This is a genomic window from Bryocella elongata, from assembly GCF_900108185.1.
GTDB lineage: Bacteria > Acidobacteriota > Terriglobia > Terriglobales > Acidobacteriaceae > Granulicella > Granulicella elongata.
In genome coordinates, this window is the sequence record NZ_FNVA01000001.1 from 40,887 (window position 1) to 58,105 (window position 17,219).

The following is a 17,219-nucleotide window of genomic DNA, read 5'->3' on the forward strand; positions in this document are numbered from 1 at the left end:
TGTTTCATTGCGACTTAGAACAGAATCTTGCCGGAGAACTGCAGGATTCGTTGGGCGTTTGCGGTGCCGGTGATGACACCGAAACCGCTGGGGATCCCGTTCGTAACGCTCGTGGGGGTTGTCGTCGCCGATCCAGGGCTCGCTAGTACCGGGTGGTTGAGGACGTTAAAGGCATCGGCTCGCAGCGAGAGCTTCAGATTGTCCCAGATGGGAAAGTTTCTGAAGATCGATGTGTCCGCCTGGTAGTAGGTTGGAGCCATCAGCACGTTGCGCCCGAAGTTGCCGAGTGTTCCAGCGGCCGGCGTCGTGAGGGCTGCGGTATTAAACCACTGGAAGCGGTTGCGTCCACCGACTGGAGTCAGGTTCGCTCCGTTGTACTGCGCCCGCTCATAGGTATTCCCGTTTCCTGTGTTGCCGATATCGCCCGCGGCCGTGACATTGAAGTTCTGCCCGGACCGCATGATGAAGATCGTGCCGACTTCCCAGTTGCCGAGGATGTAGTCCGCGACTCGGTTGCCGGTGCTGAAGCTCTGGTTCTTGCCAACAGGAACGGCGTAGGTAAGAGCGACAGTGAGAAGGTGCGGGATATTGAAGCCAGCGGGCCCGCGGCTGCCGCGGATGTTGTAGGGATCTTCCGAGACACCACCCTCAACGCCGAAGTAGCCGTCGTCCGCTTCGTCAATGACCTTGCTCCAGGTGTAGGCCGCGTGGAAGGTGAGCCCGTTTGCCGTGCTGTGGGCCAGGGATGCCTGCAACGCGTTGTAGGTCGAGTTACCGCCGGGACGGTCCCACTTGTTCGGTTGCATATAAGGGAACGGCTGCCCGGTAGCGTTGGCTCCTGTGGTGTATACGCCCGTCGTCTGGTTGATGTCCTGCGCCAGACGGGTGGCGAACGAGGTGGTGGAGAGGGCGCCGGTGTTGTAGTAGCCGCCAATATCCAGGCGATGGCTCTCGGATCCAACGTAGTTGAGGCTCAGCAGGGTGTTGTGTCCGAACTGCTGCTCGATGCCGAGGTTGTACTGCTCGGAGTAGGGGTTTTTGATCAGCGGATCGACGAAGTAGTTGACGTTGCTGGTGAAGGGAGAGGCTGCCGGCTCGAGCCCTGCGAGAGACGTACCGACCGCGAACGGGTTCTGTCCGGAGACATAGAGTGCGGAACCGTTGGTGTTCAGGCCAGTGACGCCGAGCGTTCCAACATCCGGCCAGGAGCCCTGGAAGTTCTGCGGCAACTGGATGGAAGCCGCCCAGTTGTCAAAGAAGATGCCGAAGCTGCCGCGGATAGCGAGCGTGGGATTGACGCTGTAGGCGAGGCCGAACCGTGGCCCGAGGTTGGTCTTCGATCCGTGCAGGATCTTTTCGTGCGGCGCGATGACCACATTGGCGGGCAATGTGCTCGATGGAAGACATGGGGCGCGCTGCCGCACCGCACAGGTTGGAGGCGCCACCATCAGTTCGTAGTAGCCATTGTTGAAGTCGAAGTCACCCGTCTCGATACTGCCCTGCTGGCCGATGGAGGCATTGGTCCCGTATTGCGGGATCACTGTGCGGTCATAGCGAATGCCGATGTTGGCAGTGAGTCGCGGCAGGATCTTCCACGAGTCTTGCACGTAGATGTTGCCGATGCCGCCGGGCCGCTCGGTGAGGAGCACGTTACGCTTCGTCGCCGAGGTGGGCTCATCGATCAGGAAGCTCGCCAACCCAATGCCGGTCTGGTTCTTGTAAGCCGATCCCAGTCCTGCGGTCGTATTGATCGGGTTGCCGGAGAAATTCGCAGTCTGCGAGCCACTGAAGCTGACCGTGTCATTGCGAATCGTCTCGCCGTAGTTGATCTCCGCCCAGCCTCCGCCGGCCGTAATGACGTGGCGGCCAATGGTCTTGCTGATAGAACCAAGCCACTCGTGGATATTAGCTTCATTCGGTGCGGGACTGCTGTTTTCGCCGGCGCCAAAGCCGTTGGTTCCACCGCTGACCGCGACGTCGGGCGTGAGCGTGATGTTGCCGATAAAGTTCTGCGCGAGGGAAGGGTTTGGCTGATAGGCATTGAACGGCGCCGAGCTATCGAACGCCGCGTAGGAGTTCGAGGTGACATGCGTTCTGCCGTATTGCACCTGCACGCTCAGGCTCGGGCTGAAGACGTGCAGCCAGCTCACGCCGTATTGCTGCGCAGGCAATTGGCCATAGGAGTATAGGTGCGGGAAGGTGGAGGAGGTGTTCTTCTCCTGCCAGTTGTTATAGCGGGCGAAGATGAAGTCACGCGTCCCGATGTGCTCATCGATTCGGATCATGTAGTTGTAGGTGTTCTCGACCGAGGGAGTCGTCACCTGCTCGTTATAGGTGGTGATGGCATAGCCAGGGATCACTCTGGGCGCGGGGAAGATCGCGTTGATGTAGGCGACGGCGCGCGGGTCGAGCTCGGACGCGGGAATTTGATTGCCGAGGTAAGCGGGCCTGCTGTTGTTCGCATTGTTGTTGCCGGTCGGGTCAAACAACTGGCAGGAATACGCGCTGACAGTCGTAGCGCTGCTCAGGCATGGATTCTTGGTCGTCGAGTCCACAAGTCCGGTTTGCGCGCTGCTGAAGTCGGCGTATGGAAGATTGATCCCGCTGCCCCATGAGGACTCGGCCATTTCGGCGGCGTTCGGAACGAGAAGGTTGGACGCCGAGTTTTGTGTCCTGCGGAAGCCCTCGTAGGCAACCTCGAAGAAGGTCTTGTCGCGCCCGTTGTAAAGATGCGGGATGACGACCGGACCGCCGGCCTGAACGCCGAACTGGTTCACTCTGTAGATGCTCGGGGTCGATGGAGGAACCCACGGAACTGAGTCGAACGCATTGTTGCGCACGAACTCCCACAGGCTTCCGTGAACCGTGTTCGTCCCCGATTTCGTGGCAAGGTTCACGACGCCGCCCTGCACGCCACCGTACTGCGCCGAATCGTGCGCGCTGATCTTGAACTCGAGGATCGTATCGATGATCGGCGGGATGGCATAGGTGTTGTACCAGTTGTTGGTGTCGTTCAGGCCGTCCAGCGTGTAGAAGGTGGAGCGGCTTGTCTGCCCATTCAGTGAAGGAGCGATATAGTTGGTGCCGCTCCCAATATTGTTGTCCGCGGTGTTGCTCGGGTTGTTGTTCTGCCCCACGCTGATCGGCGTAGCGCCGGGCGTCAGCTCCAGTAGCACGGTGAAATTGCGCCCATTCAGCGGAAGGTCATTCACTTCCGTGGTGGACATGATCGTGCCCAGCTCCGAGGTTGCGGACTCGACCTGTGTTCCAACCGCCTCGACCGTCACGCTTTGACTAGTGTCACCCACCTTCAGTGAAGCATTGATGTTCACCGTCTGGTCGACGCCGACCGGGAACGGTGCGATCTTCTCCGTCTGGAACGTGGGTGCGGCGATGGTGAGCGTATATCGCGCTGGCGGCACGCTGACGAAGTTGTAGTCGCCGGCGCCGTTGGAACTGGTGACGCGAACGACGTTGGTGTCGACATTCGTCAACGTAATCTTCGCTGCAGGCACCTTGGCTCCGGTGGGATCAGAGACCGCTCCGGTAACCGCGGAGGAAGAACTCTGACCGGCAGCCGGATGGGGTGACAGTACGAAGGCGAGAATCGCGGATGCGAGAAGCATCAACATCCGGAAACTTCTTGTGGTTGTGGATCGGTGTGACATGCGCGTCATCGAGCGCCTCCCTGAAAACGGAACAATTCCTGTTGCAAGAACGCGCGAATCCTATAAAGCTCCAAATTCTTCTGTCAACAGATTTTTTATTGGTCACGATTCGTTTTCATATATTGAAGAGCCAGAGTTACATCCGCAACGCGGCTTCGAGGCGCCGGATTCACACCGTCTTGAGGGGCTGCACGCAGAACTGACGCAACTTAGCAAGGCGGGAACGCGCCTCGTCCTTCTAGCGAAGGATGAGATCGAGGTAGGCTTCAACGGCCTTTGCCCAAAGCACACCGTGCGCTTTGAGACCGGCATCATTGAAGTGAGTGCCTTTGCCCTCATTCTGCCGGTAGGCCGAGGTGAGGGTATCGGTGTCGGGCCCTTCCAGCGCGATGCCGCTCTGCCAGAGGCTGGCTTGAGCCGCCCGGATCGGAGGGCAGGACTGATCCTCCGGCGTATGGTAGGTCGCCTCTGCAACAAACCAGGGCAGCTTCCAACCCGCCTGATTCCGGGCAGCCACGATGACGCGCTCCATCATGCGTCGATACGTCTCGGCCGTGATGTCATGCGCGGGCGGCTGATGGGAATCAGACTCTCCCTGGTGCCACAGGACAGCGCGAAATCCTCCAACGCCCAATTGCTGGATGCGCTCCATCATGCCGTTGAAGAGCGTGCCATCGCTGACGAGCGTTCCGTCCGGCTTTACAGTGATGTACTTCGTCATCGTGGGCATGACTTCCACGCGGTCTCCCGCAGGCAGCCACTGCCGCACGCTGGTGGACCCATGGCCCACCGAAGCTACGCCAATCGGTACACCATACCGGCGATAGAGCGAGTCGCCGAAGGATGGGATAAAGCTGCCCTTCGTGCTGTTGTCCTGTACGCCAGGCTGTGGATCGTTTGCTAGTCTCCAGGCGTTCCCGCTGAAGGTCGTGACCATACCGGTCTCCGAGACCTGTCTTACCTCTCCATAGTTCGTAGAGTTCGACTGGCCAGCGATAACGAATACCTCGCCGACGCCCACGTGCGCCACGGTGGCTGTTTCAATCGTCTGCGAGTGGCTCTGGATTCTGATCTGCACGGTGTAGAAGCCGCCCGCCGGCGTCTTCAACCCTCCGTGGAACTGGCCGCTTCCGCGATCGTATGCCACACGCTGCCAGCGTGAAGGGAGAGGACCCGTGACGGAGCGACCGGTGATGAGAACTTCAACCCTGCTGGCCCCGGAGGGCGCATGGCCCTGAATGGAGATTGTGCCAACCAGACGCGTCGAACGTTGAAACACCTGGTAGTCGAGAGGAGAGGTGATGCTCAACGCTGCAGCCGGCGGTGGGGTCTGCGCGGACAGCACTCCGCCGAGGCAAAGTATGAGCCCCAGCACGCGGGCCAGGATCGAGCCATGACGGCGATAAGTCTTCACGCATTCACTCCACTCCACGACACGCTTGAGGCGTTGCTCTCGTAATTTCACCAGCCAACAGACAGTTTCATCAGCGGCGCTACGGATTTTATCCGAACGTTCCAAATGCCATCCAGGAAAGATCATCAAGGGCGCAGGATCATTGTTGCCTCAGGAAACGTGCCGACAGACGGATGCTGCGAGCGTGCAGATTCGCATATGAAAATACTTTTTCATTGACAATAGAACACGCCTTCTGAAATCGTCAGAGCCGGTTGTAGCCGGATGCGAGATGCGCCGTCCCATCGAATGACATGCACTGAAAGTTCCATGAGCCCTCACTCTCGGACGCACAAGGCGCATGGTTCGGGCTGGCAGCAAGCCCACACTGTCGTCGCATGCGGTGAGCGTGCATGTATATGGAACGTTGTGGAGACAAATCATCATCACGGCCGGGCAGTGAGAGTTCGCGTTCGAACCTTGCAGCCGATTGCCAGCGAAGGACGAAACGTCCGCAAAGATAGCAGGGGATGGATGTATAGATACGGTTGGTTGAGAAGGATGTCGGTGGTTGGCATCGCGGCGATTGGCGTGACCCTGTCTTTCGGGGGCATGCAGGCGCAGACGATCTACGTCTCCCCTCGTGGTCGCGATCAGGCAAGTGGCAGCAAGGGGTCGCCGGTTGCGTCCCTTCAGCAAGCCATTCAGCTGGCGCGTGCCACGCGCGAGCATGTGGTGGAGATCGAGGCTGGCATCTATGTCCTGCCCGCTCCGCTGCATCTCACTGCCGCTGATTCGGGCCTGTCCCTGGGCGCCGCGGCTGGGCAGCACGTGACGCTGAGTGGAGGGACGCGCGTGCAGGAATGGAAGCTCGTCGACCGCCAACGTTCCCTCTGGTCTGCAACGTTGCCGGCTGGCGTCGCGCCACCGAGGCAGATCTATATTGATGGCGTCAGGGCGAGACGCGCCAAGGGGCGCGTCCCCGTTGGCCTCACCATGACCGACCGCGGCTACACCGCAGACAGCGATCTGCTCGCGCATTGGAAGCATCCCGAGGAGATGGAGTTCGTCTACACAGGTGGCAATGCGCTGTGGAGTGAGCCCGAAGTCGGGCTCGGTGGATGGACCGAACCCCGTTGCCCGCTGGCATCGATTCACGGCACGGAGATCGAGATGGCACAGCCATGTTGGGATAACTCGACCAAGCGCATCAAGACGGCTGGTGCGACACGCCCCAACAATCTCGTTGGGCCCGCGAGCGTGGGAAAGCAACCCACCTTCATGGAGAATGCTTACGAACTGCTCGGCACGCCGGGCGAGTTTTACTTCGACCGCACAAGCCGCAAGCTCTTCTATACGCCCCGTTCCGGGGAGGATCTCCGCAACGCCGATGTAGAAGCGCCAGTGCTTGAATCGCTGCTCGAGATCGCCGGGGATGAAGCGAAGCCAGCACATGACATCACCATCGCGGGTCTCACCTTTGCCTATGCCGGTTGGCAGGAGCCAAGTGGGCCCGAAGGTTTCTCCGAGATTCAGGCGAATTATCGAGTCACAGGCAAGGATGGCGCGACCCGCCAGGCCCTATGTACTCTGGCGCCGCAAGGAACTTGCCCGTATGCTGCGTGGAGTCCTGAGCCTGCAAATGTGACCACGCACTTCGCGGATTCGGTCCACTTCAAGCGGGATACCTTCACTCACCTCGGAGCGGCTGGCCTTGCGATCGCAGATGGTGCACACAACAACCTTGTTGAAGGTTGCGTCTTCAGCGACATCTCGGGTAACGGGTTGGAGTTGGCGGGAGTTGCTGCCCCTGAAGCTGCGGATCCGGCCTTCGCCGTCGGCAACAAAGTCGAAAATAACCTCTTCCGCAACGTTGGGGCGGAGTTTCATGGCGGTATTCCGATCGTCGTTGGATATGCCCGCTTCAGCCATATCGCCCACAATCAGATCGATCATGTTCCTTACGCCGGGATTTCGATGGGCTGGGGCGGCTGGCCCGACAAGATCGGCTTGCCGGGCGTTGCAAATCGTTCTACAGGCAATGTCGTCGAGAAGAACCGGATCACACGATTCATGCTCAATCTCGCGGACGGCGGCGGCATTTATACGCAGGGCCGGACCGGCGTGACCATCGCCGATGGCGAACACGTCGAGGGAAATGTCATTGACCTCCAGTTCAGCACGGGCCACGGCATCTACACCGACAACGGTTCGGCGATGATTACCATCCGCGGGAACGTGGTCTTCAACACCAACCACGACAACATCGCATCGGCCCATAAGGATTACTACGATGGTCTGAAGGGAGACGTGAACGATCCGCTTGCCATCGAGGACAACTGGTGGCAGCAGGGCGACCCGGACTCCGATGCGAAGCAGATCGTTCGCTCGGGAAATCATCTGATCGATGCGCTGAACCAGGCTCCCGGGGAAGTCCTTTCGTCGGCTGGCCTTGAGCCCGCGTTCCGCGATCTTCTGGCTCCGCCCGCTCGAGCGGTAGCGCCGGAGGCGCCCACGGGCGTGGCCGTCTTCCTCACGCCGGCGGAGGCCTATGTTACATGGCGACCCTCTGTCTTTGAGGGCGGGGCCGCTGTCGACCGCTACATCGTGCGGTCGAGCGATGGTGGTGAGACTGTGCTCTCAGCAGCAGAGTTTGATCGTCTCGGCTACGCGGTGCAGAAGCTGAAGCCTGGAGCGGAATCTCTGCGCTTCACGGTATCGGCCTCGAATGCTGCGGGCGTCAGCGTGGCGTCCCTGCCATCGTTGCCAGTATCTCGAGCGACGTCGCAGCAGCCCGTGCCCGGCAAACCCGATGAAGCGAGTGTCGAAATCCAGGGCACACGAGCGAGCATCCACTTCGCCGCGCCGAAGAACAGCAAGGACATCATTGCCTATGCCGTGACCGTAGATCCCGATGGCCGGCACGAGGTCTTTACCGGCCGCAGAGTTCTGACTCTCGCCGGGACGCATCGTACCTTCGTCACCCTCGATGGGCTCACGCCCGGCAGGCAATATCGATTCGCCGTCTCGGCGATCAATCCATCAGGCGAGGGTGAGAAGCTGTGGGTCGAAGGCAAACATACCAACTAACGGACTCTCGTTGATTTGAGGTGGGTGGCATGGTTCTTGAGTTTCGGAGGCACTGGCTTCTTTGCGCAACGCTGGCCACGGGGCTATCGTTCGCGGCGCAGCCGGTGGCGGGCCAGAGTGCGTGGGCCGCGATCGGTCCGGACGGCAAGTTGGCATACCGGCATCTTCCCGGTGGAGACCATATCGCGGACTTCTCCTCGGCAGGATACAGAGGCGGCGGAGTCGCTCTGCCGATGGTGCCGATGAAGCGCGCCGTAACTCCTTCCGGACAGGACGACACCGCAGCGATTCAGAAGGCCATCGACGAGGTCGCCGCGCTGCCTCAGGTCGATGGCTTCCGTGGCGCGGTTGTTTTAAGGAAAGGCACCTATCATTGCTTCGGCACGATTCTGCTCACTGTCTCAGGTGTGGTGCTGCGTGGGGAAGGCGCTGACGATACTGGCACGACGATCGTGATGACCGGTGAGCCGCATGTTGCCATCCGGGTTCGTGGAAAGCTCGATGTGCAGACCGTGGGTGCTCCCGTGCAAGTCGCCGATACTTACGTTCCTTCCGGCGCAACGACGTTCCATGTTACCGATGCTTCGGGCATTCATGCAGGCGACACGCTCTCGATCGTCAAGCCTGTTACCCCGGCATGGGTTCAATTCATGGGGATGGATGCGTTGGGGCTTCGCGGCGGCAAGCCGGAGCATTGGATCGATGGAACGCTGCAGGTCAGGCGTCGCGTCGCATCCGTCAAAGGGAACGCAGTAACGTTGGCTGTGCCGCTGATGGACTCGTATGACGCGAAGTATCTCGGTGTGGGCGCGGTAAGTGTGACCAGGGTTCAAGTGAGCGGGCAGGTGGAGGAGGTCGGCGTGGAAGACCTCCGCGTGGTTGCGCCCAGCCGTAGCATCACGTTTGGCACGCCGGAGTTCGACGGCCTGATGATGAACGATGCTGCGGACTGCTGGTTGCGGTCCCTCGTATTCCTGGAGACGACGAGCTCAGTTGGCATCGACTCCGGTACGGAGCGAATTTCAGTCGTCAGGACGGACGTCGTGAATAAGACGCCGATCGTCGGAGAAGCCAAGCCATCCGACTTCGAGGCGAACGGTCAACAGATTCTCTTTGACCGCATCACCGCCAGCGGAGATCGAACGTTCTTCTTCCTGACACAAGCCAAGCAGCAGGGGCCCGTCGTCCTGTTGCACTGTCGCTTCACGGGTGACAGCCACATCCAGCCCCATCAGCGCTGGTTTACAGGGCTGTTGATCGATGGTTGTGATGTCCCGGACGGCGGCATCGACCTCATGAATCGCGGGATGATGGGCTCGGGCCATGGTTGGGCGATTGGCTGGTCGGTGATCTGGAACAGCAGTGCAAAATCCTTCGCAGTGAATACGCCGCCAGGCACAGCGAACTGGTCAATTGGTAACCGGGGCGAGGAGCTGAACCCTCCGCAACCGGCCAGAGATGCTGGCAAGGAAGTTGCACTGCAGCCCGGCATGATTGAGTCGCCCGGCAAGCAAGTCAAGCCCGCGAGCCTATACCTCGAGCAGCTTTCCGAGCGACTCGGACGAGATGCGCTAAGGAACATCGGCTACAAGTAGCGCGCACGGTCCTGCAACGGCAACCTCACCCGGGAGCTGCCATTGCAGTCAACCGCAGAGATCCTTAAGAGTCCGAGGTGTGGAGTACCCATGGTCCGGCGACTCGTGGAACGCCATCTCCCGCATGACGTTGAAGGCGTCGCGTTCCGTGCTCACGGCGAGACTAGCGATGCACGTGGAGAGCCACGACCTGTGGAGGAGCAGGGCTGTCCTTCACGACGTTGGCTGCGATCATCATCTCGAAGTGGGGCAGTGTCCCGTCCTTTCCGCGCATGCGGCGAAGAATGGGCAGCAGTTGTTGATCATCCATCATCAGGTCGACTGCAGACTCCGTTCCCGCCATGTTGATTCCTTCCAGCAGCAACACATCTCCCGTGCCATTCAGGTTTGGCAGAAATGCGACGACCGCGTAGATCTGGCGAGGGCCTTCGAGTTCGGGGCGATAGACTGCCGGCTCTCCCGGCTGGGGGTTCTTATTGAGAAAGACTGCAGTCTTCTCCGGGTTATCGATCGAAAAGACAAAGTCCATCTGGCGCTCGAACAGTTCGACCCAGGGATCTGCCTCCTGGGCGCCAACAATGATGGTGTTACCGTTCTTGAAGTCATCCAGGCGCATGTCGCGGCTGAACCGCACTGTAGTACGGTCTGGCAGCGCCTCCGGCAAACGCAACAGGCGGATCGCTGCCGTCGCATCGACGAAGGACGTGTACCGGCGCCCCGAGAGGAAGAGGGCGAAGTTCGGATCGACGTGCTCCACATACGGAAGCTCTTTTGCGAAGTCGTTGTTGACGTACTCAGAGAGGCTCACGTAGCGCCGCGCTGTGGCATGAAAGAGGACGAGCCCGGAGTCGCCGAGAACCACCTGCGTTGGCTCCTCCGTGTTGAAGAGACGACTCCACAACGGATGATTGCGGTCGTGGTACGCGTGCGCCCGCAGCATAGCGAGCGCGCGCCACTGATAGACAACGGCGGCGACGAGCAAGATCACCAGACACAGCGTCAGCGTAAGCACCGTGCGATATCGGCTCATCACCTCGCGGAGGTCGGGAGAGATCGCGGTCGCCACCAGTGCCGGTTCGGGGACGAGCACCCGCAAGTCGTCCTCGGTGTGAGGAGCGGCTTCGGGAAGCGCTCCCGTCGCGAGTTGGGGAGGCATCTGCTCGCGCCCTTGAGCACCTGCTGACGCAGTCTCCGCACCCGGGATAAAGGTTGGCACATAACCGCCCCGGGGAATGATCAGGGTCAGCGGCTCCGACCGGCCATCGTGCCGGAAGTAGTGCTCGAGCTTGCGGCGAAGCCGCAAGGCGTGCGATCGCACGATCGTGTCCGAGGTGGAATCGTAGTCCGCGGACCGCCCGAACAGAGCCGTGCCCAGGTACTGTTCGCTGATGGTGTCTTCGTGGCCCTGGAGAGTCAGCTGACTGACGTGACGCAGGAACTCCGACAGCCGTGGCGAGCGCTGGAAGTCCCGAGTGGCAAGAATTCTTTCCACCAGCAACCAGCGCGGGTCACCGGTGTAGCCACGATCCTCTTCCGTTGTCCCCGGTGCCACCACGCTGCAATCCTCACCCATGCAGGTTGGCCATCCTGTTGCCGTTCCATGCCATCGCTAGATGAATTGAACCTAGTTTCCATGAATGCAGCGTGAATCACCTGCGTTTCACGTGGCCATCCGTCATGGAACGAAGCCTTGCATGTCGTTGATTTTGCAAATCGTCGTCGTTGATGGTGCATGAATCACTGAGAATTCACTGCGTTCTCGTTCTGCGGCGTCCCTAGTGTCGGCATTGGACACGCAGACAGCGGAGTGGATCTTCCAATCCCTGCACGTCCTGCTTAATTTCGCGCAGCCGGCCTCCCCGCCGGTGTGCGCTGCTTCTTTCACCAGATGACGAAAGGAAGAACGATGAAGATTTGGAGGCCACGGAATTCCTGGCCGCAACGTACCCTGCAGCGAGGCTCGGCGGCGACGCTGTTGCTGGCAGGGCTGCTGACCTTCCAGCCAGCGAACCTCCCGGCACGCGCTCAGTCGATCGGCGCCAGCCTTGTCGGGGCCATTCACGACAGCAACGGCCGGTCGATCCGCACCGCAACGATCACCGTCACCAACACCGCGACCAACGCTCGGACCGTCCAGAAAACCAACGACCGCGGCGAGTACACCTTGCTCGACCTCCAGCCCGGCACCTATTCGCTCCATGTCGAAGCCGATGGCTTTCGTGGTTATGACCAGACGGACATCCGGCTCGACCTGAACCAGAACGCGAACCAGGATGTGACGCTGCAGGTCGGCCAGCTGGACCAGGTCATCACCGTCAATGCCGACGTCTCCGGGCTCGATACGGTCTCCTCCCAGGTGAGCGATGAGGTGAACGGCAAGGAGTTGCGCGAGCTGCCGTTGAATACTCGCAACCCATACGCGCTTCTGGCCCTGATCCCCAGCTACTCCGGATCGACCGGCGATGACTACAACTCCAACAGCTTTTCCATCAGCGGCGGCCGCCAGGGTTACCACGACACGCTGGTCGACGGAACGCCAGCGGGCTTTCCCACCGTCAACGGGAACTCAGGCATCGGAGTGTTTCCGTCCATCGACGCCATCGGCGAGTTCCATGTCCTCGCCCAGAACTTTCCGGCGGAGTACGGCAGGACGCTCGATGGCGTCGTGAACGTAGTCTTCAAGTCCGGCGCCAACCAGTTTCACGGCACGGCGTTCGAGTTCATCCGCAACTCCGCGCTGGACGCGAACACCTACTTCGCGAACCTGCACAAGCAGCCCCTTCCGCTGTTCCACCGCAATCAATATGGTGGCGAACTGAGCGGGCCCATCTTCAAGGACCGCACCTTCTTCATGGTGTCGACCGAGCTGCTGCGCTCCAACCAGTCCACCGAAATTACCAACACCGTGCCCACGGATGCAGAGCGTCAGGGCGACTTCTCGCAGACCGGCGAGACGATCTATAACCCCTTCACGACCCAGTGCGCGGTCGTAGGACAGACGCCCTGCCAGCAGTACGTTCGCACCGCCTTCCAGAACAACATCATCCCCACGTCGATGCTGAGCCCCGTGGCGCTCAAGGCACTCTCCTACTATCCGGAGCCCAACGTTCCCGGAGCGACGGTAAACAACTTCTACGCGACAGGTGGCAGTCCCAACGCGACCACAGCGTGGGACGTCCGGGTGGACCACACGCTGAGCGAGCGTCAGAAGCTGTTCGTGCGCTACTCCAACCGCGTCTTCGAATCGAACCCCGAGAACCTGTGGCCAGGCAAGACCGCCGTGGCTGAAGGCCTGATCGACGGAGAGGACTTCTCGCGTGGTCTGACGGCCGCCTACACGCTGTTCCCCAAGTCGAACATGATCTTCGACGTGCGGCTGGGCTTCTCGCGCACGCTCTATAACTACCTCAACAAGAGCCTGGGCTTCGATGAAACCACGCTGGGACTTCCGGCGAACATCAACCAGTTCGGTGGCACGCCGCTCTTCCCAGTGTTCTCGCCGCAGGCCTATACCGGGCTGGGCAACAACGGAAACCGCCACAACGCCTTCATGACCTACAGCCTGCTCTCGTCGCTGGCGTGGACTCATGGACAGCACACCTTCAAGTTCGGATTCGATGGCCGTCTGATTCGCGTCAACGACCATGAGAGCGCCGACAGCTCAGGCAACTTCTCCTTCGGCACCAGTTGGACCCAACAGCCTAACAAGGCCGTTGCAGGACAGGGCGATGGTATCGCCTCCATGCTGCTGGGTCTTGGCACCGGCGATATGATCCAGCACTACAAGGACGTTGCCACCCAGAGCTACTACTTCGCGGGATATCTCCAGGACGACTGGCGTATCCTTCCGCGCCTGACGCTGAACCTGGGACTGCGCTACGACATCGACGTGCCGCGCACCGAGCGCTACAACCGCATGAACTTCTTCAACCCCACGATCTCGTCTCCGCTGGCTTCCAGCGTGCCGGGGCTCGAAGGTGGACTGGTCTTCGTCGGCGTCAATGGGCAGAGCCGTCATCAATACAACATCGATGCGAACAACCTGGCGCCGCGGTTTGGCTTCTCATACCAGGCTGCCAGGCAGACGGTGGTGCACGGCGGCGCGGCCATCGTGTACGGTCCCTCCGCTCAGGCGGCGGCAGGAACGGTAGGACCGTATGGCTTCCGCGTGCAGAACAACTGGATCAGCTCCGTCAACAACGACGGCATCCACCCGCAGAGCACCAGCCTGCTCGACAACCCCTTCCCGCAGGGCTTCCAGAATCCTCCAGGAGCCACAGCGGGGCTGCTCACGGGCGTTGGCGGGCAGATTGAAGGCGTGCTGCAAAACACTCCCACGCCGTACGTCGTGCAGTACTCGCTCGATGTGCAGCAACAGCTACCTGGAAACACGATCTTCGATATCGCCTACGTCGGCGATCGTGGACGCAAGCAGCAGCAGAGCCGCGAAGGTGGTATCGACTTCGACCAGGTGCCCGCTGCAGAGATTCTTGCGCAGGGCGCGAACCTTCAGACCGCGGTGACGAACCCGTACTACGGTCAGATCACCACGGGCGGCGCCATCAACGGAACCACCACCACGGTGGCGCAGCTGCTCAAGAAGTACTCGCAATACACCAGCATGCTGCCCCTGTTCCTTTCGGGCGGCAACAATCAGTACGACGCGCTGCAGGTCCGTCTCAACAAGCGCTTCCGCCAGGGGCTGCAGCTCGAAGGCTCCTACGTCTGGGCGAAGAACTACGACAACGGCACCAATCATCAGGACAGCTTCAACCCGATGGCCGACTATGCGGTGACTTCGTATGACGTCCGTCAACGCTTCATCGTCAGCTACATCTACGATCTTCCCTTCGGACGCGACCGCCAGTTTGGCAAGAGCTTCAACGGCATTGAGAACGCTGTCCTCGGGGGTTGGCAGATCAATGGCATCACTACGCTGCAGGGCGGAAACCCTCTGCAGATCAGTGCCAGCAACAATCTCTCCACCTTCAATGTGCAGACGCTCCGCGCCGATACCAACGGCCAGAACGCGACGCTGCACGGCGACATCCATCAGCGGTTGAACGCGTACTTCAACAAGGCAGACTTCAGCCAGCCGCAGTCGTACCATCTGGGCAACGGTCCCGGCTACTACGACAACCTTCGCGGCCCTGGACTTGCCAGCACCGACCTCTCTCTGTTCAAGGAGTTCCACGCGGTGGAGAGGCTGAACGTACAGTTCCGCGCCGAAGCCTTCAACGCCTTCAACCATGTACAGTTCGGCAATCCGGATACCGGGGTCACGGACGCGGGCTTTGGCACCATCACCTCGCAGAACAATCTGCCCCGGCAGATTCAGTTCGGCCTCAAGCTGCTGTTCTAAGCAGGCACTTCCCCTTGGGAGCCGCTCCGGCGGCTCCTATTTTTTATCCTGACAGCGGCGATCCAAAGTGCCGCGGAAATGAGTTGAGTTGAAGAGAGTGTCCGTACTTGTTCTTGCAGCGCTGACGACCTGCGCTGGCATTGACGCCCAGGCTCCGTTGAAGGAAGCCGCGGCGGGGGCCCACGTAGTTGTCATCAGCCTGGATGGCTTTCCCGCCCGGGCTCTGCAGGACCCCATGCTGCCCATGCCTACCCTGCGCTCGCTGGCTGCGCGCGGAGCCAGCGCCACGGCGATGCAGCCCATCAATCCGACCGTCACCTGGCCCAACCATACGGCGATGATCACAGGCGTCGATGCCAGCCAGCACCACGTCATGGCCAACGGCCTGATCGAATTTCCAGCCGATCACGGCGAGCCGACGATCGAGCCATGGGTCGCGAAGGAGAAGTTGGTTCACGCGCACACGCTGTATGAGGCCGCAACGGAGAAAGGCCTCACCACGGCGCAGGTGGACTGGGTCGCCATCTACGGGGCCAAAGGCGTCACCTGGGACTTCGGCGAGAGGCCGGATGCCTCCGGCACGATCGCTCACGAGCTGGTCGCTCAAGGCACCCTCACGGCGGAGCAGGTGCGGCACTTCGGCGACGGCAGCAGCCCAGCCTGGCGTGACGAGATCTGGACCGCAGCTGCGGTGGACATCATCGAGAAGCACAAGCCGAACCTGCTGCTGCTGCACCTTCTGCAGACGGACACCCTGCAACATATGTACGCGCCGCTGACCCCGGCCGCTTACGCCGCCTATGCCGATGCGGACGCCTGCATCGCGCGGGTCGTAGATGCGGTGCGGGAGGCTGGCCTGCTCGATCGCACAACCTTCTTCCTCGTCTCCGACCATGGCTTCGCGAGCTTTACACACACGATCCACCTCAACGTCGGCCTCGAGCAGCAGGGCTTCGTGCATCGCAGCGGTGATCGCTACACGGGCCCGGTCCTGATGAAGGCCGAAGGCGGTGCCGCGGAGATCTTCATTCCCGACACAACACAACGCGCAACGCTTGTACCAAAGCTCAAAGAGTATTTCGCTACGCTGCCCGGAGTCGCTCACGTCTACACCAACGCAGAGGCTCGCGCCATTGGACTTCCCTCGGAGCAGGATACCGACCAGGCGCCGCAGCTGTACCTTACTGCAACGCCCGACTATGCCTTCAGCGACGAGAGCGCCGCTACGTTGATCACTGCGCATCCCGCGGAAGGACAGCACGGCTACCTCAATACGGACTCGGACATGCAGGCGCTGTTCATCGCCTCAGGCGCACGCATCCGCAGCGGTGTGCACGTGGGCTCGATCTCGAACCTGCGCGTTGCTCCTACCATTGCGTCCGTTCTGGGCGTCCGTCTCGACCAGGCGCAGGATAGTCCCCTCAGCGAGATATTCCAATAACTTTGCGGCGCGGTCGTGATCGAGTTGTCCTGGCACTGTTGGGGAGCAGCGGAGATTCTGCTCCCTGGCAGGCCAGGCTCCGGAGCACGTTGTCTAGTGTCTTTCGCCGAATCGCAACACCACGCCCGCCGTCACCAGCAGGTTGTTCTGGTGCCCATTCACCCCATTGGGGACCGTAGCGAGATAGTAGTCAGCCTGGACGGCTTGAATCGCAATTCGCGGCGTGACATCGATGAGCAGACCTCCGCCAACCGTCGCCGCGAAGACGTTCTGCGACGGGCCGTATCCCTGCAACGAAATCATGGAGCCTGTGGCATGTGCGACGCCGACGGCAGCTTCGCCGTACGGCCTGAACCAGTGCCGCACGGGTAAACCGGATCGCGCACCGAAGAGGTAACTGGTGAGGTTGAGATTGCTCGACGTACCGTTGATGGCGCTCGCCTGGGTGTCCGAGGCCTTGAACATCGGCTCGAAGTGCGGGCTCAGGTTCCAAAGTACCGCACCACCTCCACCCTGCATGGTGAAGCAGCTGCAGCCGGCCGGCGGAGCGTTCGTATGCACGAAGTTGTAGTCGAGCGCGATCTCTATGGGTGGCTGCACCTGCTGCGAGCAAGCGGCCATGGACGCGCTGAAGAGTGACATGAGTACGAGAAACAAACGCATCCGAAGC

Annotated in this window: 8 protein-coding genes; 4 read left to right on the forward strand and 4 right to left on the reverse strand. The window is 60.6% G+C overall.

Annotation, left to right across the window (positions count from 1 at the left end; genetic code table 11):
• Nucleotides 1–14: 14 nt before the first annotated feature.
• A complete protein-coding gene (locus tag C4S68_RS00220) occupies nucleotides 15–3,632 on the reverse strand; it encodes a carboxypeptidase-like regulatory domain-containing protein (RefSeq protein WP_160114926.1) in 3,618 nt (1,205 codons plus the stop codon).
• A 274-nt stretch (nucleotides 3,633–3,906) separates the two neighbouring features.
• Complete coding sequence (locus C4S68_RS00225) at nucleotides 3,907–5,082, reverse strand: sialate O-acetylesterase (protein WP_160114927.1); 1,176 nt, start codon at nucleotides 5,080–5,082, stop codon at nucleotides 3,907–3,909.
• A 546-nt stretch (nucleotides 5,083–5,628) separates the two neighbouring features.
• On the opposite strand from C4S68_RS00225, the gene C4S68_RS00230 reads away from it, so the two are divergent.
• Together C4S68_RS00230 and C4S68_RS00235 are read left to right on the forward strand one after the other, a co-directional pair.
• Nucleotides 5,629–8,151 carry a fibronectin type III domain-containing protein gene (locus tag C4S68_RS00230; protein ID WP_160114928.1) on the forward strand — a complete coding sequence of 841 codons (2,523 nt, stop codon included), beginning with the start codon at nucleotides 5,629–5,631 and terminating at the stop codon, nucleotides 8,149–8,151.
• A gap of 29 nt (nucleotides 8,152–8,180) precedes the next feature.
• A complete protein-coding gene (locus C4S68_RS00235) occupies nucleotides 8,181–9,746 on the forward strand; it encodes a hypothetical protein (protein WP_103931043.1) in 1,566 nt (521 codons plus the stop codon).
• 163 nt (nucleotides 9,747–9,909) lie between these two features.
• On the opposite strand, the gene C4S68_RS00240 is transcribed toward C4S68_RS00235, so the two are convergent.
• A complete protein-coding gene (locus C4S68_RS00240; RefSeq protein ID WP_103931044.1) occupies nucleotides 9,910–11,319 on the reverse strand; it encodes a hypothetical protein in 1,410 nt (469 codons plus the stop codon).
• A 333-nt stretch (nucleotides 11,320–11,652) separates the two neighbouring features.
• Between C4S68_RS00240 and C4S68_RS00245 the strand changes: the two genes are divergently transcribed.
• Nucleotides 11,653–15,108 (forward strand): TonB-dependent receptor, encoded by a 3,456-nt coding sequence (locus C4S68_RS00245; protein ID WP_103931045.1) that lies wholly within the window; start codon nucleotides 11,653–11,655, stop codon nucleotides 15,106–15,108.
• A gap of 97 nt (nucleotides 15,109–15,205) precedes the next feature.
• On the forward strand, nucleotides 15,206–16,549 hold the full coding sequence (locus C4S68_RS00250) for an alkaline phosphatase family protein (protein ID WP_103931046.1): 1,344 nt from the start codon (nucleotides 15,206–15,208) through the stop codon (nucleotides 16,547–16,549).
• Between the two features lie 93 nt (nucleotides 16,550–16,642).
• On the opposite strand, the gene C4S68_RS00255 is transcribed toward C4S68_RS00250, so the two are convergent.
• On the reverse strand, nucleotides 16,643–17,212 hold the full coding sequence (locus tag C4S68_RS00255) for an outer membrane protein (RefSeq protein ID WP_103931047.1): 570 nt from the start codon (nucleotides 17,210–17,212) through the stop codon (nucleotides 16,643–16,645).
• Nucleotides 17,213–17,219 lie beyond the last annotated feature (7 nt).